General features: G+C 64.2%; 20 protein-coding genes. 7 read left to right on the top strand and 13 right to left on the bottom strand.

Going from position 1 to position 16,571, the window contains the following annotated elements:
• Positions 1-84: 84 nt before the first annotated feature.
• The 4 genes from B4393_RS01320 to lpqS all read right to left on the bottom strand — a co-directional run bounded on the left by B4393_RS01320 (position 85) and on the right by lpqS (position 4,758).
• The gene (locus B4393_RS01320; RefSeq protein WP_078332611.1) at positions 85-1,866 is read right to left on the bottom strand and encodes an ABC-F family ATP-binding cassette domain-containing protein; all 1,782 of its coding nucleotides are present in this window, start codon (positions 1,864-1,866) and stop codon (positions 85-87) included.
• 7 nt (positions 1,867-1,873) lie between these two features.
• Positions 1,874-3,193 (bottom strand): MFS transporter, encoded by a 1,320-nt coding sequence (locus B4393_RS01315; protein ID WP_078332610.1) that lies wholly within the window; start codon positions 3,191-3,193, stop codon positions 1,874-1,876.
• The gene (locus tag B4393_RS01310) at positions 3,145-4,170 is read right to left on the bottom strand and encodes a PLP-dependent cysteine synthase family protein (protein ID WP_078332609.1); all 1,026 of its coding nucleotides are present in this window, start codon (positions 4,168-4,170) and stop codon (positions 3,145-3,147) included. The genes B4393_RS01315 and B4393_RS01310 overlap by 49 nt, the downstream gene beginning before the upstream one ends.
• A 168-nt stretch (positions 4,171-4,338) precedes the next feature.
• Positions 4,339-4,758: a putative copper homeostasis (lipo)protein LpqS gene (gene lpqS / locus B4393_RS01305; protein ID WP_109558350.1), complete on the bottom strand. Its 420-nt coding sequence runs from the start codon at positions 4,756-4,758 to the stop codon at positions 4,339-4,341.
• A 139-nt stretch (positions 4,759-4,897) separates the two neighbouring features.
• Here lpqS and B4393_RS01300 point away from each other — a divergent pair, with 139 nt between their 5' ends.
• On the top strand, positions 4,898-6,418 hold the full coding sequence (locus B4393_RS01300; protein ID WP_078332976.1) for a multicopper oxidase family protein: 1,521 nt from the start codon (positions 4,898-4,900) through the stop codon (positions 6,416-6,418).
• Between the two features lie 40 nt (positions 6,419-6,458).
• Complete coding sequence (locus tag B4393_RS01295) at positions 6,459-6,815, top strand: VOC family protein (protein WP_236743090.1); 357 nt, start codon at positions 6,459-6,461, stop codon at positions 6,813-6,815.
• A gap of 18 nt (positions 6,816-6,833) precedes the next feature.
• Here the strand turns inward: B4393_RS01295 and B4393_RS01290 are convergent, their stop codons facing one another.
• Both B4393_RS01290 and B4393_RS01285 read right to left on the bottom strand, forming a co-directional pair.
• A complete protein-coding gene (locus B4393_RS01290) occupies positions 6,834-7,586 on the bottom strand; it encodes a class III extradiol ring-cleavage dioxygenase family protein (RefSeq protein WP_236743089.1) in 753 nt (250 codons plus the stop codon).
• 52 nt (positions 7,587-7,638) lie between these two features.
• Entirely contained in the window at positions 7,639-8,037 is a 399-nt protein-coding gene (locus B4393_RS01285; RefSeq protein ID WP_078332606.1) for a VOC family protein, read from the bottom strand.
• A 117-nt stretch (positions 8,038-8,154) separates the two neighbouring features.
• Between B4393_RS01285 and B4393_RS01280 the strand changes: the two genes are divergently transcribed.
• Positions 8,155-8,535, top strand: a complete 381-nt coding sequence (locus tag B4393_RS01280; RefSeq protein ID WP_078332605.1) for a nuclear transport factor 2 family protein — start codon at positions 8,155-8,157, stop codon at positions 8,533-8,535.
• Positions 8,536-8,568: 33 nt separating this feature from the next.
• Here B4393_RS01280 and B4393_RS01275 read toward each other — a convergent pair whose 3' ends face one another.
• Positions 8,569-8,928 carry a DUF1801 domain-containing protein gene (locus tag B4393_RS01275; RefSeq protein WP_078332604.1) on the bottom strand — a complete coding sequence of 120 codons (360 nt, stop codon included), beginning with the start codon at positions 8,926-8,928 and terminating at the stop codon, positions 8,569-8,571.
• A gap of 182 nt (positions 8,929-9,110) precedes the next feature.
• The gene (ychF, locus tag B4393_RS01270) at positions 9,111-10,184 is read right to left on the bottom strand and encodes a redox-regulated ATPase YchF (protein WP_078332603.1); all 1,074 of its coding nucleotides are present in this window, start codon (positions 10,182-10,184) and stop codon (positions 9,111-9,113) included.
• Between the two features lie 3 nt (positions 10,185-10,187).
• On the opposite strand from ychF, the gene B4393_RS01265 reads away from it, so the two are divergent.
• Positions 10,188-10,574 carry a DUF488 domain-containing protein gene (locus B4393_RS01265; RefSeq protein WP_078332602.1) on the top strand — a complete coding sequence of 129 codons (387 nt, stop codon included), beginning with the start codon at positions 10,188-10,190 and terminating at the stop codon, positions 10,572-10,574.
• A gap of 13 nt (positions 10,575-10,587) precedes the next feature.
• Here the strand turns inward: B4393_RS01265 and B4393_RS01260 are convergent, their stop codons facing one another.
• From B4393_RS01260 to B4393_RS01245, 4 genes are all read right to left on the bottom strand, one after another.
• Positions 10,588-10,890, bottom strand: coding sequence for a hypothetical protein (locus B4393_RS01260; protein WP_078332601.1), 303 nt, complete (start codon positions 10,888-10,890; stop codon positions 10,588-10,590).
• 66 nt (positions 10,891-10,956) lie between these two features.
• A complete protein-coding gene (locus tag B4393_RS01255) occupies positions 10,957-11,283 on the bottom strand; it encodes a hypothetical protein (protein WP_078332975.1) in 327 nt (108 codons plus the stop codon).
• 116 nt (positions 11,284-11,399) lie between these two features.
• Positions 11,400-11,621, bottom strand: a complete 222-nt coding sequence (locus B4393_RS01250; protein WP_078278933.1) for a PspC domain-containing protein — start codon at positions 11,619-11,621, stop codon at positions 11,400-11,402.
• A 33-nt stretch (positions 11,622-11,654) separates the two neighbouring features.
• The gene (locus B4393_RS01245) at positions 11,655-11,978 is read right to left on the bottom strand and encodes a hypothetical protein (protein WP_078278935.1); all 324 of its coding nucleotides are present in this window, start codon (positions 11,976-11,978) and stop codon (positions 11,655-11,657) included.
• 121 nt (positions 11,979-12,099) lie between these two features.
• On the opposite strand from B4393_RS01245, the gene B4393_RS01240 reads away from it, so the two are divergent.
• The 3 genes from B4393_RS01240 (at position 12,100) to B4393_RS01230 (ending at position 15,553) form a co-directional block, all read left to right on the top strand.
• Complete coding sequence (locus B4393_RS01240; RefSeq protein ID WP_109558352.1) at positions 12,100-14,376, top strand: carbon starvation CstA family protein; 2,277 nt, start codon at positions 12,100-12,102, stop codon at positions 14,374-14,376.
• Entirely contained in the window at positions 14,373-14,552 is a 180-nt protein-coding gene (locus B4393_RS01235; RefSeq protein ID WP_070936117.1) for a YbdD/YjiX family protein, read from the top strand. Before B4393_RS01240 ends, B4393_RS01235 begins: the two co-directional genes overlap by 4 nt.
• Positions 14,553-14,614: 62 nt before the next feature.
• The gene (locus B4393_RS01230; protein WP_191988876.1) at positions 14,615-15,553 is read left to right on the top strand and encodes a DMT family transporter; all 939 of its coding nucleotides are present in this window, start codon (positions 14,615-14,617) and stop codon (positions 15,551-15,553) included.
• Between the two features lie 6 nt (positions 15,554-15,559).
• On the opposite strand, the gene B4393_RS01225 is transcribed toward B4393_RS01230, so the two are convergent.
• Positions 15,560-16,558 (bottom strand): 4-hydroxy-3-methylbut-2-enyl diphosphate reductase, encoded by a 999-nt coding sequence (locus B4393_RS01225; protein WP_070936120.1) that lies wholly within the window; start codon positions 16,556-16,558, stop codon positions 15,560-15,562.
• Positions 16,559-16,571: the final 13 nt, after the last annotated feature.

Raw genomic sequence — 16,571 nt, 5'->3', positions numbered from 1 at the left:
CCGGACGTTTCTCACCCAATCCGTTCAACAGGCGAGGGCAGTCACACCGACTGCCCTCGCCTTTTTATTGAATTCTGGCCCGGACTACTCGAGCTCTTCGGCGAGCTCCATCCACTGCAGCTCGGTGGCGTCCTTCTCGGCGACGACGGCATTGAGTTCAGCCGTCAACGTCACCACCCGGTCCGGGTCGGTGGCGTGTTCGGCGAGCCGCGCGTGCAGAGTGGCCTCGCGCTCGCCCAGCTTGGCGACGGCCCGCTCCAACCGGCCGAGTTCCTTTTGCGCGGCTCGCAGGGCTGCGCCATCGCGGCCGCGGTCCGGTGCCGATTTGACGGGCGCCGCGATCGGTTGCGCATGCCGGCGCAGGTACTCCTCGATGCCACCCGGCAGGTTGGTCAGCTTGCCATCACCGAACAGTGCCCAGGTGGAATCGCAGACTCGCTCGATGAGGTACCGATCGTGGCTGACGACCACCAGGGTGCCCGCCCAGCCGTCCAACAGGTCCTCCACCTGCTGCAGGGTTTCGATGTCCAGGTCGTTGGTGGGCTCGTCGAGCAACAGCACGTTCGGCTCCGCCATGAGCACGCGCGTCAACTGCAGCCGCCGGCGCTCACCGCCGGAGAGATCCCCGACCGGTGTGCGCTGACGCGCCGGGCTGAATCCGAGCATCTCGGCAACCTGGGACGCGGACAGTTCCTTGTCTCCCAGTGTGATGCGCAGAGCGATCGACTCGATCGCGTCGAGTACCCGGATGTCCTCCGGTAGGTCGTCGAGTTCCTGACGCAACCAGCCGATGCTGACCGTCTTGCCCTCTTTTCGATGCCCCGCAGCCAGCGGCACCGCGCCGGCCAACACGCGCAGCAGGGTCGTCTTCCCAGATCCGTTGACCCCCACCAGGCCGATGCGCTCGCCCGGAGCCAGACGCCAGGTCAGATCACGCACCAGCTCTTCACCAGTGGGCGTTGTGACCGTCGCGTCCTCGAGTTCGATGACGATACGGCCCAGGCGCCGACGCGCGAATGATGTGAGCGCCACCGAGTCTCGCGGCGGTGGCACATCGGCGATCAGGGCTTCGGCCGCCTCGATCCGGTATCGGGGCTTGGAGGTGCGCGCGGGCGGGCCACGCCGCAACCACGCCAGCTCCTTGCGCGCCAAATTACGGCGACGGGCCTCCGCGGCATCGGCCTGCCGTCCGCGTTCCGCGCGCGCGAAAGTCCAGTCGGCGTATCCGCCTTCGTACGATTCGACGCTGCCGTCGACCACCTCCCAGGTACGGGTGGCGACGGTATCCAGGAACCAGCGATCGTGCGTCACAACCACCAGCGCGGTGCGCCGCGTAAGAAGGTGTTCGGCAAGCCACTGCACGCCTTCGACGTCCAGGTGGTTGGTGGGCTCGTCAAGGATCAGCAGGTCCAGGTCCCGAACGAGCGCGGCGGCGAGCCCCACCCGGCGTCGCTGGCCCCCGGAGAGTTGATCCACGCGCCGGTCCAGTCCCAGCGCGGCCACCCCCACACCGTCCAGAATCGAACGGATCCGTGCGTCACCGGCCCACTCGTGCTCGGCGACGCCCAGCGGCGCGATCACGACGTCGAAGACCGTCTCGCCCTCCAGGTCGTCGCGCTGGGTGACGACGGCCTGGCGCAGGTCCCCAACTCGGCTGACCCTGCCCTGGTCTGCGGGTTCGACGCCGGCGAGCACCTCCAACAGGGTGGTCTTGCCACCACCGTTGAGGCCCACCACCCCGATGCGGTCTCCCGCTTGCACCCCGAGACTGACGTTGGAGAGCAACGGCTTGACACCGTATGACTTCGACACGCTCTCGAGATTGACGAGGTTAATGGACTTGGCAGGGCTGGTCATGGCCTCCACAAACTACTCACGCACTGGCAGCCGGCGCCACTTTCCTATCCCTGTCGAGTAGCCCGGCCCGGCGCAACGCAAACAATGCCGCGCTACAGACCAGGCCGACGGCGGTCAGCGAGACCCATAGCAACGAGGGTTTACCGTGCTGTTGGGTGTAGCCGAAGATGGATCCGGTCAACAGGTTCCCGGCCAGAATGCCGACACCAACGATGGTGTTGTACAAGCCGTAATGAGTAGCCACCAAACGATTGCCCGCCAGCCTGACCACGGTGTCCATCTCAAACGGGAAGGTCGCGATGGTCCCCACCGCCAGCAGGGCCGCTGACAACAGCAACGCGGCGATCGCGACGAGTCGCCCTGCCGACGCCGCTGTGGGTAGCAGCGCCAGCGGCACAAAGGCCGCCGCGATGACCAGCATCCCGAGCACCAGGCTGCGGCTGGGGCCGAACCGCGCGGACAGCCAGCCGGTCAGTCGTACCTGACCGGCGATGGCCACCAGCCCGGACACCACAAAGATGCTTGTCACCAAAACTGTTTCGGATTTCTTGTCGTCGGTGAGCAGCGCCGCCTGGAACGGCAACGCCAGGTACATCTGAAATGTCAGCACATAGGAGCCGATCATGGCCCCGGAGAACAACAGGAAAGCCCTGTTGGACACCACCGAACGCCAGCTGGCAAGCACCGGAGCATGATCTGCAGTCGCGTCCGGCTCGGCGCGGTTGGGCGGCAGTGCCGTCAACTGGATGACCGTCAGGAACGCGAAAACCGCTGCAGCCACGGCGCAGGTGATCCGGAAGTCCCAGGCGGTCAAGGCCAAACCAACGATCGGCCCGAACAGGATTCCCGCCTGATAGAAGACGTTGAAGACCGCGAAGGCCTCGACCCTGCGCTCCCCCGAATCCGCCGCCAGGTAGGCGCGCACCGCGGGGTTGAACAGGGCACCCGCGAAACCTGTTGCGGCTGAGGCGATCAGTATGGCCGGCAAGGTGCCGACAAACGCCAACATGAGGAATCCGGCGGTGCGCAACAAACATCCTGCGACGATCAGCGGCTTGTATCCGAACCTGTCGGCCAGCGTGCCGCCAACCAGAAACATGCCCTGCTGTGAGAAGTTTCGGACTCCCATCACCAGGCCCACCATCCACGCGGCCAAACCCAATGGACCGGCCAGGTATCCGGCGAGATAGGGCATCAGCATGTAGAAGCCGATGTTGATGGCGAACTGGTTCACCATCAAGATCTGGCTGGGCCGATCGAAAGACCGGAACTGGCGGAATGTCTGGATCACGCCTTCCGTCCTATCGGGTCGATCACACGGGTCAGTCTGGTCCATCGATCTACCACGCGGTCCGATGGATCATCAATCACGTCGGGATCCTGCGCGGGCGGACGGTCCAGCAGATCGTGGCTGCGGCAGTAGTCGTCATCGTAAATTGTGCCGTGATAGCGCATCGGACCGTCGGGGAATATCGCGGCGACACGCGCGCCGGGAGCTGAGGTTCGCGCCACCCAGCCCGCGACCAGCGCCACCGCGCCGACGCTCCATCCGCCGCTGGCGTGGTAAGTAGCGGCCAGGGTCCGTGCCGCCCAGACCGCCTCATTCGGTGCGACCCAATGGGCTTCGTCGAACGCTGCATAGTCGACATTGCCCGGATAGATGCTCGACCCGAGCCCTCGCATCAGCCGCGAGCCGGCGGGCTGGCCGAAAATTGTCGAGCCGATGGTGTCGACCCCCACCAGATGCAGGTTCGGATTATGTTCCCGCAGAACACGTCCCACGCCCGACGAGTGTCCGCCGGTCCCTACCGAGCAAACCAGCGTGTCCACGGTGCCCAGCTGGTCGATCAGCTCCTCGGCGAGCCCGCGGTAGGCGTCGACATTGTCGGGGTTCTGGTATTGGTCGGGGCACCACGAATCTGACTCGGCGGCAAGTATTTCCGCGACGCGATCCTTGCGGGCCTGCTGCCAGCCGCCGATCGGGTGCGGTTCGGTGACGGTGTCTACGCGCGCACCGTAAGCAGTCAACATGCTGCTGACGATCGGTTCCAGGCCCGGATCGGTGACCAGAGTGACCGGGTGACGGTAGATGATCCCCGCCAGTGCCAGCCCCAACCCCAGCGTTCCGCTGGTTGATTCGACGATCATGGCGCCCGGCTTGAGATCTCCTCGTTCCCGGGCCTGTTCGATCATGTGCAGCGCCGGCCGGTCCTTCATGCCGTTGGGGTTATGGCCTTCGAGTTTGGCCCAGAAGCCGGTACCCGGAGTTGCGAATGGCTCCGAGACCCACAACACGGGGGTGTTGCCCACCAATGTGTTGGGGTCGTGGAACCTCGGTCCTTGATGAGTGCAGCTACGACGAGATGACAGAGCAATGCTGTTGTTCATGGGAATCCCTGCGTGAGGGCCACATCGAGGCGGCCGGGAAGCTGATGACGGCACGTGTGGGCATGGCGGAACCCCGCCCTGCCCGAGAGCCGATCAGCGCCGAATGACGCAGAGGTTGGTGAGAATGTCGCGGCCCGTCCGGGCCCCGTAACAGCCGACCGGCAAGGGCGGCCCGCGCGACAGACAGGTGGCCAACGGCTGGAACACCAGCGCGGTCAGCGCCAGCGCCGCCAGCACGACAAGAATCCGCAGCGGGCTATGCCCCCGGGCCAACCCGAACAATCCGTCCACGGTGTGACACGCCATCTGATGCATCGCGTTGTCCAGGTGTGCGTGCGTGGCCGACGGACCGTGTCCGGGAAGCGCGGCGTGTGTCGCCTGATGATGTGGCACGTCGGGACCGCCGTCGCTGGCAACGCAGTGCAGGATCGGCAGACTCGCCATCGTCCCGATCAGGAGTGCGACAAGCCATAGCCGAGCCCGGCCACTTCTGCGGCGCACTCGGGTCGACATGGGAGCCAGGCTAGCATCATTTTGCATACCCTTACGGGGTATGTAATCGGATCGCGACCTCTCCGTGGTCGGCACTCAACACGAGCATCGAGCTGCGCGCGATTGCGTCCAATACCCCCATGGGGTATACATGAACAGTATGACCACTGGCATGTCACCACTGCTTGGCCGACGTCAGCTTCTGCGTTGGGGAATGACGGTTGCGGCTGCAGGATTCCTGGCTTCCTGCAGCAAGAACTCGTCGGGAGCCGCCACCGGGCAACGCATCAACCCCAATTCGCCCAGGATCGCCGCCGTGGAAGCGGCCAGGAGAGGTCCGGGGGCTAGCGTCCGGCAATTCACCCTGAACGCCGGTCCCACTCAGCTCGACCTTGCCGGAACGCGCGTGTCGACGTGGGCATACGGGGGCCGGGTACCCGGTCAGGAGATCCGTCTGCGCAAGGGCGAAATTCTTCGTGCACAGTTGGTCAACAATCTCCCGGCGCCCACCACCGTCCATTGGCACGGTCTGGCGTTGCGCAACGACATGGACGGTGTGCCGGACGTTACCCAGTCAGAGATCTCGCCGACCGGAGTATTCGACTACGAGTTCGCGGTACCGCACGCCGGGACGTACTGGTTCCACCCCCACGTCGGAACGCAAATCGATCGAGGCCTCTACGCTCCGCTGATCATCGAGGATCCCGACGAGCGCACCGACTACGACGAGGAGTTGGTGGTGGTGCTCGACGACTGGATCGACGGCACCGGCACGGATCCCGATCACGTACTCGAAGGGCTACGCGCCAAGGGCATGCCACCGATGGACCACTCCATGGGCGGCATGGGGATGGACCCGACAGCACCCCTGGGTATGGATGCCGGTGACGTGGTGTATCCCCACTATCTGATCAACGGACGGGTACCGGCCGACCCACAGTCCGCTACCTATCGCGCCGGGCAGCGAGTGCGGCTGCGCATCGTCAACGCCGGAGGCGACACGGCGTTCCGGGTCAGCATTCCGGGCGTACCGATGATCGTCACCCACACCGACGGCTTCCCGGTACAGCATTACAAGGCCGACACCATCCTGGTCACCATGGGCGAACGCGTCGACGCCGTCGTCACCATTCCGGCTGCGTCGATGCCGCTGGTCGCTGTCCCCGAAGGGAAAAAAGGCTTCGCACAATTGATTCTGCGTTCGGGCGATACACCGGTGCGCGGGCGCGCCGAAGACGCCGCGATGCTGATGAAGTCCCAGGTGCCGCTGGATACCGCGACGTTGACCGCCACCCCCGAGGTGCAACTCGGGCGCCGCGATCCCGATGTGACGCACGATGTGCGATTGGCCGGTCCCGTCGGCAAGTACACGTGGACCATCAACGGCAAGACCTATGACCCGCGCGAAGGTCTACCCGTACGCGAAGGGCAACGCGTCCGTCTACGTTTCATCAACGACTCAATGATGTTCCACCCCATGCATTTGCACGGGCATACTTTCGCGGTCCGCGATACCAAGGGAGCGTACCGCGCCCGAAAGGACACGGTCCTCGTCGCGCCCATGAAGACCGTCGAGGTGGACTTCGACGCCGACAACCCCGGACAATGGCTTACCCACTGCCACAACATCTATCACGGCGAGGCCGGGATGATGGCGGTCGTGTCGTACATGCAGGATTGACGCACCGCTGATTTCTCACAGCACACGCAAGTGCCCGGCTATGAGCGACAATCACCCAGTGACCAATCGCTGGGTCGGGCTCACCATCGACTGCACCGACCCCGAGCGCCTCGCATCGTTCTGGGGTGCAGTGCTGGATATTGCGCCGTCCACGGAACACGGTGAGGATCGAGGATGGACTAGCCTGGGCACACGGAATGGCGATCAACCGCGGCTCACCTTTCAACGAGTACCCGAAGTCAAGACCTCAAAAGTGCGCTTGCATCTGGACGTCGAAGTCGATGACATCGATTCTGCGCGAAGCCAAGTAGAGAGCCTCGGCGGGATCTTGGTCGGGCGAGCGCCACGACTACGACGAGGGCGTGGTGCTCGTCATGCTCGATCCAGAGGGGCATGAGTTCTGCCTCGTGCAGTTCTACGACTGAGACCTCCAGCTGGCGGCGAAGTACCCTCGGTATCTGCGCGATCCATTCGCGTGAAGGTGGCCGCGGAACCGTTGATCGCCAGCCGCACCCGCCAAAACCTGCCACGCCGCCCGCCCGGTGGCGGTCCCCTGGAACTCGAGATTGGCAAGGGCCTTCGCATCGGCTTCGCCGAGTGCCCGCATCACCTCGTCATCGCTCCGCTTTGCGTCCTCGGCGTCCCGTGCGCGGGCGGCTGCGGTCATACCCGTGGATCCTTCGCCCATAACGATCATCGAGACACGCTCGGCGCGGCCGGCCAAATCCCGCCCCAGCTCAGCACACACCTGCCGCGACGCGCCGAAATCGACAGCTTGGAAGGCCACATCGGCGACGATCATCCCCTTTTCGCCTATCCGGGATTTAGTCATGAGCCAGTCGCCCAGAGTCAGCGACAGCGGTAACGGCTGAGGATCCTCACTGTCGATGCCCCACCCGTAGTTCCAGCAGATACCGTTCGACCAGAGGCTTCCGTACACGCAGGCCGGATCGAAACTCCTCGTCAGATCGTCACCGCCGACGATCACGACCAGATGGGGCGCATTCCACGCAATCGCCTGCCCCCCACCAAATATCGGAGTATTTACTTGGCGCACCGCTTCCAGGCACGCATCACGCAGCCGCCGCCACTTTCTATCCGCATCGCCCGCAATGTCGGGTATCAACATCATTGGGTGCGGGCATACCGCCGCCGAAACCAGCGCCATCAGATCGCCTCACGCCGTTTGACGGCTGGCCCAGGTGGTGCGAGGCGACAAGTCACACGCCGAACTTAGCGCGCGCTCCATCCGTGACCGGCGTGAACAAGTTGACGAGATTCCCGTCAGGGTCCCGGAACAGCAACGCACGGTTACCCCACGGCATCGTCGTCGGCTCCGTTACTACCTCGGAGAGCTGCGCGCGAAGCCGCGCATACTCGGCGTCCACATCGTCCACGATGAACTCCAGAATGGCTGAGCGGTTGGCCGCCGGCTCGGCAGATCCCTGCCCGAACATCGGGACGGTCTTGTCGCTGCCGATGGCCAGTGTGCCGACCGATGTCGGAATCTCGGCGAAGAGTTCGTTCGCCCAGACAGCTGCTGCCTCGGTCACCATCTCGTAGAACGTGACCAACCGATCGACGTCGGCTGTGATGATCCGGGTCGAAACGAATCTCATCGATAGACCTCCTGAGCTGCCACCGTGATCGGCGGATTGTGTGGTGAGGCAGATGCTAGGCACGCACCCCGACAAGTCAGGGAAGCTGGAAGCATCTGATCGAAAGAAAGGCCGGCTATGAATGACAGCGATCTGCGAGGCGCGCTCGAAGCCCACTGGGCCGCCTCAGACGCGAACGACTTCGATGCCGAACACCGCCTCTACCGACGTGATGCGGTTCTTGAGTACCCACAGTCCGGAGAGCGAATCCGCGGCCGCGCCAACATTCAAGCCTCACGCGAAGCCCAACCGAACGCGAAGCGCTTCACCGTGCGACGAATCGCCGGTGGTGGCGATCTATGGGTCAGCGAGCTCGTCACGACCTACGACGCGCAGCCCTTTCATGTGGTGAGCATCATGGAGTTCGACGACGGCGAGGTCATCCGCGAAACGCAGTACTTCGGCGAACCCTTCGAAGCCGGACCATCCCGCGCTCAGTGGGTTGAACCCATCGGGTGATCAGATGTTGAAGCAGAATTCGACCGCGATCGGCTAAGTGATCGCGGCGCGGACGATCTCGGCAACGCGCCGCTCGGTGACGTTATCCAGGCCCTCGAAGTACCACGCCGCAGGAATCAATAGTCCGTCCTCGCCCCCGGCGGGCTTAAGTGTGGCCTTTTCGCTCACCCCAAGGCTCATCATGTCGTCGTTCCGGAAGAAGACGAGGACAGGACTGCTCGCGGACTTGGCATAACCCGGCATGCCGTACCAAATACGCGGCTTGAGTTCGGGTGCAGCAGCGACAATCACGTCGTGCATGCGCCGCATGACACCTCGCGCAGGCTCATTCATCCCCGCGATCTTGTCGAGGACCTGCCGGAGGTTCTTGTCGTCCTTCGTAGCCACTGTCATGTCCTTTCGTCGGCCGATAGCGGTACATCGGCGCAATGGAATTGGCGCGCCAGAGGGCGCAGCACCCCATCCGGACATGTCCTGATCAGCTCAGGCCCTCCGCAATGATTCAGGTGATCGTTCACCTGGAAGCGCAGAATGTGGCAGACGTCGCCGCCACGACACTCACGTTAACACGCAGGTCAGACGTTGAAGCGGAACTCCACCACGTCACCGTCGACCATGACGTAGTCCTTGCCTTCCATCCGGACCTTGCCTGCGGCCTTCGCCGCGGTCATCGAACCGGCCTCGACGAGGTCCTCGAACGACACCACCTCGGCCTTGATGAAGCCCTTCTCGAAGTCGGTATGGATGACACCGGCAGCCTTCGGCGCGGTATCGCCCTGATGAATCGTCCACGCGCGCGCCTCTTTTGGCCCGGCGGTCAGGTAAGTCTGCAACTTCAACGTATTGAAACCCGCATGCGCCAAGGCGTCCAGCCCGCGTTCAGTCTGCCCGATCGACTCCAGCAGCTCAGCGGCGGACTCCTCGTCCAACTCCTGCAACTCCGACTCGATCTTCGCGTCCAGGAACACCGCATCGGCAGGCGCCACCAACTCGCGCAGCTGCGCCACTCGCTCCTCATCGCCGAGCACCGACTCGTCGGCGTTGAACACGTAGAGGAACGGCTTGGTGGTCATCAGGTTCAGCTCCCGCACCGCCGACCAGTCCTTCCCCGTCGAGAACAGTGTCTTGCCACTGTCGAGCACCTCCTGCGCGGCCTTGGCGGCATCGGCGAGCGGCTGACGTTCCTTCTTGGTCTTGGCTTCCTTCTCCAGCCGCGGCACGGCCTTCTCCAACGTCTGCATGTCGGCCAGAATCAGCTCGGTCTCGATCACCTCGATATCGGCAGCCGGGTCGACGCGTCCATCGACGTGCACGACGTCGTCATCGGCGAACACCCGCACCACCTGACAGATGGCATCGCATTCGCGGATGTTGGCCAGGAACTTGTTCCCCAGGCCCGCACCTTCGGAGGCGCCCTTGACGATTCCCGCGATGTCCACAAACGTCACCGTCGCGGGCAGCGTCCGTGCCGAACCGAATACCTCCGCCAGCTTGTCCAGGCGCGGATCCGGCAGCGGCACCACGCCTTCATTCGGCTCGATGGTCGCAAACGGGTAGTTGGCTGCCAGCACGTTATTGCGGGTCAGCGCGTTGAACAGCGTCGACTTTCCGACGTTCGGCAGACCAACGATTCCCAAGTTCAAGCTCACGAGATGGAGAGTCTACGGACCGCGGCGGATAAGAATGCTGAGGTGACCCTTTCCACCAAGCGAATCTACGAGACTCCCTACCCCTCGGACGGTTATCGCATGTTGGTCGACCGGCTCTGGCCACGCGGGGTCAGTAAGGCCGCCGCTCAGGTCGATCTCTGGTTCAAGGAGATCGCCCCGAGCCCCGATCTGCGGGTCCGCTGGCACCACGCGCCCGCCGAAAATTGGGGTCTGTATGCCGACGAGTACCGCGCCGAGCTGGCCACCAACCCCGCAATAGACGTCGCGCGGGAACTCGAGCGCACACATGGCACCCTCACGCTGCTGTATGCGGCGAAAGACCCCGAGCACAATCACGCGATCGTGCTGCTGGACTTCCTCAGTGGTTAGTCAGTGGCCGATCTCAGCAGGTGATGTCGACGTGCATGACCCGATGAGTCGACAGAATGGAGCCACCCCAGCTGGCCCCTGGGGCGTTGATCGAGGCGCCCGGCGCCAAGAGCCGACCGGGCCGCACAGCCGTCGCCTTGCAATCGGCCATGGGCCCACTCCCGACGCGATTGACCACCACGATGTTGCCGCGAGACTCCAGATCGGCGATGACGTCTGCAGCACTCTCACCGTCCTCCGGGCCGGCCAGCGCCGACGGCGCCACCAGTAGTGCCCCCGCGACCGTCAACGTAAAAATCGCACAACGAGAAAACATGGATGCTCCTGCTTAGAACCGCGATATCGCGGCATGACTGACATGGGTCGGGTCGCACCGACCACATCAGCACCTATGGACACAGCCTTTGAGTAGCACGGCCCGGCCATGGTGACCAATAATCCGTTGCAGCACAGGCGATCCCCGCGCCGCTGTGAGTAGCACGTAGCGCAGCACAAACGCCAGCACCAGCAGCATCGACCCCGCGAGGACCCCGCGGCACATCTTGGCTATCTGCACGACCTGGGCGAAAGCATCGACCTCGGGCGCTTCCCCGGGCGCCGCACTGGCCTGCGGATCGAGGACCTGCATCGCCGACATCGACGACTGGCCCACAACGCTTCCCGGATTCACGCCCACGAAGCACAGGACACCGAGGACAACGACCAGCACGGCAACCCGTAGGGGGTACTCGTATGGCCGCATGTGCGCAGACTAACCCACGATTTGCCCCCGTGCCGAGTGTCATACACCCGGTGGTTACGAAAAATTAACTTTCCGCCCGCGCCTCACTGCTCCCGAGGAATGAGCGCCCACAACACGAGGTAGGCCAGCACCTGCGGTCCCGGGAGCAGGATCGACGCGACCGTCAGGACTCGGACAATCGTGACGTCCCATCCGAAACGTTGCGCGAAGGCCGCACACACCCCGCCGATCATCGTTCCGGCGCGGGGACGTCGCAGTGCAGTAGTCATGAGTTCACCGTAGACCGCCGAAACACCCTGGCGCATCGGGGAAGTCCCTGATGTTTCCTGACTTTCGACTCAGCATTTCAGGTGCACGTAGTACGTTCCGTGGTCCAAGACCTTCGTGGGGGTGGTGTTGGAATCGGATCCGACAGCCCGCTCATACCGGTACACCGAGGCGCCCTGGCGAACCTCGGTTACCGTGCAGTCCTCGATCGGGAGATCACCCACCCGACTGAGAATGACGTAATTGCCCTGCTCCTCAAGGGAAGTGATCAGCACTTCAGGGTCGCCGTAACCCTGTGGCCCCGCATGCGCAACGGCCGCCAGCGCCACTGCCGCAACCGGGAGAACCACCACCATGGCATCCAAAGCTGTTGCAAAACACGCTGATTTACTCACGGCTCGACGCTATGAATCAAGATCACGAGGCACATCAGGGATGGCCCCGATCTTTCCCTGATCTTGAACAGCGGGTCGACGCACTAGGGGGGCCCGACGGCGGGCACATAAGGTAGCGCGCATGGCTACAGATGAGCCGCAAGTCCAGACTCCCCCGCCCGGCGTCGAGCTGTTGCGCACCGATCCCGATCTGCCACCCGTCGGCGTGATCGACAATCGGGCACCCTCACCCACCGCCCGCGTGGCGCTGATTTTGGTGGCACTACTGGGTGCCTTCGCCTGGACGATGATCGCGCTACTTCGCGGGGAACACGTCAACGCGGTCTGGTTTGTCGTCGCGGCGATCTGCACCTACCTCATCGCATACCGGTTCTACGCCAAGCTTATTGAACGCAAACTCGTCAGACCTCGCGATGACCGCGCCACACCCGCCGAGACGCTGGACAACGGCAAGGACTTCATCCCCACCGACCGACGGGTGCTCTTCGGTCACCACTTCGCCGCCATCGCCGGTGCAGGCCCCCTGGTGGGCCCGGTCCTGGCCGCGCAAATGGGATACCTGCCGGGCATCATCTGGATCGTCGTCGGCGTCGTGCTGGCGGGTGCGGTGCAGGACTACCTGGTGTTGGTGATCTCCACCCGGCGTGGCGGCCGCAGCCTCGGCCAGATGGCCCGCGATGAGATGGGCACCGTCGGCGGAGTCGCGGCGATGGTCGCGATCTTCGTCATCATGATCATCCTCATCGCGGTACTGGGCCTGGTCGTCGTCAACGCCCTCGGTGAAAGCCCGTGGGGTGTGTTCTCCATCGCGATGACCATCCCCATCGCGCTGTTCATGGGCGTGTACCTGCGCTACCTGCGGCCGGGGAAGGTCAGCGAGGTGACCGTCATCGGAGTGGCCCTACTGCTCACCGCGATCATCTCCGGGCGCTGGGTTGCCGAATCGGGCTGGGGCGAAACATTGTTCAGCCTCGACAAGACCACCATCGCCTGGCTGATGATGTTCTACGGATTCGCGGCGTCGGTGCTGCCGGTGTGGCTGCTACTGGCTCCCCGCGACTACCTGTCGACGTTCATGAAGGTCGGGACCATCGCGATGCTGGCCATCGGCATCCTGATCGCCCGGCCGGTGGCGCAGCTTCCGGCGGTGAGCCAGTTCGCCTTCAACAGCGCGGGACCGGCATTCGCAGGATCGCTGTTCCCCTTCCTGTTCATCACCATCGCCTGCGGGGCGCTCTCGGGTTTCCACTCACTGATCTCCTCGGGGACCACCCCCAAACTGCTGGAGAAGGAAAGCCAGGCCCGCTTCATCGGCTACGGCGGCATGCTCACCGAGTCGTTCGTCGCGGTCATGGCCCTGGTCACGGCGGCGATCCTCAACCAGCACTTGTACTTCGCGATCAACGCCCCCAGCGCGGCGACCGGTGGCACCGCCGAAACCGCCGCCGCCTACGTCAACGGCCTGCCGCTCAGCGGCCCGAAGATCACCGGTGAGCAGCTGACGCAAACCGCACGCGATATCGGTGAGAACTCCATTGTCTCGCGCACCGGCGGAGCCCCGACACTGGCCATCGGGATCTCCCACGTCATGTCGGACGTATTCGGGGGCAGCGGTTTCGGTGCCGGAACCAAAGCCTTCTGGTACCACTTCGCGATCATGTTCGAGGCCCTGTTCATCCTCACCACCGTTGACGCCGGCACCCGCGTCGCCCGGTTCATGCTGTCGGACTCGCTGGGGAACCTGGGCGGTCCGCTGCGCCGCTTCAAAGACGCGTCCTGGCGACTGGGCGCATGGATCTGCTCAGCGATCGTCGTCGGCGGCTGGGGCGCGATCCTGCTCATGGGAGTCACCGACCCTCTCGGTGGTATCAACACCCTTTTCCCGTTGTTCGGCATCGCCAACCAGCTGCTTGCCGCGATCGCCCTGACGGTGGTGACGACGATCGTCGTCAAACAGCGGCTCTACACATGGGCATGGATCCCGGCCCTCCCCCTGGGCTGGGATCTGATCGTCACGATGACCGCGTCCTGGCAGAAACTCTTCTCCGCGGACCCCGCCGTCGGGTACTGGAAGCAGCACCAGCTTTATGCGGCAGCCCGGGACGCGGGCTTGACGAGTTTCAAGACCGCCAAGACCCCCGAAGCCATGGACGCCGTGATTCGCAACACGTTTGTGCAGGGAACGCTGTCAGCCGTCTTCGCCTCGTTGGTGTTGATCGTCGTCGCCGCCGGAGCCTGGACGTGCCTGCGCGCGGTCCGGTCCGGGGGCCTGCCGACAAGTGAGGATCCGGACGAGCCCTCGAGGATCTTCGCGCCCAGCGGCTTCCTGGCCACCGACGTGGAGAAAGAAATCGAAAAACAATGGTCAACACCTGAACCCGTCGGGACGCGGACATGAAGGTGATCAAGGGACTGCTGTGGTGGTTCACCTCGGTCATGGGCGACCACGACTACCAGCGCTACGTGGAGCATCTGCGGCGCCGCCACCCCGGTGTTCCGGTGCCCACCGAAGGCGAGTTTTGGCGTGCGCGATACGCCGACGCAGACGCGAATCCGTCGGCGCGATGCTGCTGACACAAGCGCGCTGACGGGCACCGTTACCGAACATCCGGCTCGGCACCGGTACCTTTCAACATGTGACAGGTCAACGCGCCCGCTCATCGGTGGAAGCCGATCACCGGTCGGCACACCCCGATATCCCGGGCGTGCCGTGGTGGGGTGCCATCCTGATAGCGCTTGCCGGAACCCTGCTCGGTTTCGCTCTTGACTTGATGACCAATGGTGAGAAGCTGACCGGCGCGTTCGCTGGCTGCTACGCGGCCGGCTGCGTCGTCGCGGTTCTCGCGGTCCGGTACGCATCGATCTTCACCGCCGTCGTACAACCGCCACTGATCCTGTTCGCGAGCATCCCGACGGCCTACATGATCATGTCGCAGGCACCACTTTCCGGCGGAAAGTCGACAGCGATCACCATCGGGTACCCGCTGATCGAACGTTTTCCGCTGATGATCAGCACCGCGCTGGGCGTCCTGATCATCGGGGTGGTGCGCTGGTACTGGGGAATCTTCACCGGCAAGCCCGTCAAGGAAAAAGCCGCGAAGCCGGCCAAACAGAAGGCCACCAAGGCAGCCAAACCGAGGACGTCCACCCGGACCCGGGTACAGGCACTGGTCGATACCGAGGGCACACAGGCCAAAACGACCATGTCGCGCCGTGTCGGTAGCGCCGACAAGCCCACCACGCGCACAACACGGCACGGACGACACGAGTCTGCGGCACGTCGACGTCCCACCCATGATTCCGAGCCTGTATCGCGGCGGACGTCGTCATTGGGCACCCCGTGGGAGGACGAGCGCCCGATGCGCACCGAACGTCGTCCTGCGCGCCGGGTCCGTGACGAATACGACGACTACGGGTACGACGCCGGATACGAGGAACGGCCCCGTTACCGGGAGCCACGCGCGGAAGCCCCACGCGAACCACACCGGCCTGCGGTGCGATACCGGGATGAACGTCCCCCGGTGCCGCCACGACGTCGTCAAGACCGATACGACGCCTGGGACTACGACCGCTAGCGTGAACTAGTGGCGTGCCGCCCGCAGTTCGCGCGGCAGCGAGAACACCAGAGTTTCATTGGCCGTGGTAACCGGCTGCACCTGCCCGTATCCGTACTCCGCGAGCCGCTCCAGCACACCGCGCACCAGCACCTCCGGCACGGAAGCACCCGAGGTGACGCCGACCGTGGTCACGCCCTCAAGCCAGGCCGGGTCGATGTCCTCGGCGTAGTCGACCAGGTACGAGGCGTTCGAGCCCGCACCCAGCGCCACTTCCACCAACCGCACCGAGTTCGACGAGTTGCGTGAACCGACAACGATCACCAGCTCACATTCGGGGGCCATCGCCTTCACCGCGACCTGACGGTTCTGCGTGGCGTAGCAGATGTCATCGCTGGGTGGGTCCTGCAGCGTCGGGAAACGCTCCCGCAGGCGCTGGACGGTCTCCATGGTCTCGTCGACGCTCAGCGTCGTCTGAGACAGCCAGATGACCTTCTTCTCGTCGCGGACGGTGACCTTGTCCACCGAGCCCGGGCCGTCGACCAGCTGCACATGGTCCGGAGCCTCACCGGCAGTGCCGACGACCTCCTCGTGACCCTCGTGGCCGATGAGCAGGATGTCGTAATCGTCTCGGGCGAAGCGCTTCGCCTCCTGGTGCACCTTGGTGACCAGTGGGCAGGTGGCGTCGATGGTCTTCAGGTTGCGCGCCGCGGCATCCACATGCACGGTCGGCGCCACTCCATGGGCAGAGAACACCACGATCGCGCCCTCGGGCACCTGATCGGTTTCGTCGACGAAAATGGCCCCCGCCTTGGCCAGCGTGTCCACCACGTAGCGGTTGTGCACGATTTCGTGCCGCACGTAGACGGGGGCGCCGTGTTTCTCCAGCGCCCGCTCGACCGTCTCGACAGCACGATCGACGCCCGCGCAGTAGCCGCGCGGCTCAGCCAGCAGCACACGCTTGCTCGTCGCCGGGCCGACGACGGTGCTCACCATCCCCGGAGTGCCCATATCGACTGCAGACATAGTCACCAGCTTA

This window comes from Mycobacteroides franklinii (assembly GCF_002013895.1).
GTDB classification, from domain to species: domain Bacteria; phylum Actinomycetota; class Actinomycetes; order Mycobacteriales; family Mycobacteriaceae; genus Mycobacterium; species Mycobacterium franklinii.
Note: the sequence above shows the minus strand (reverse complement) of the source record. Positions and strands in the feature narration are given on the sequence as shown.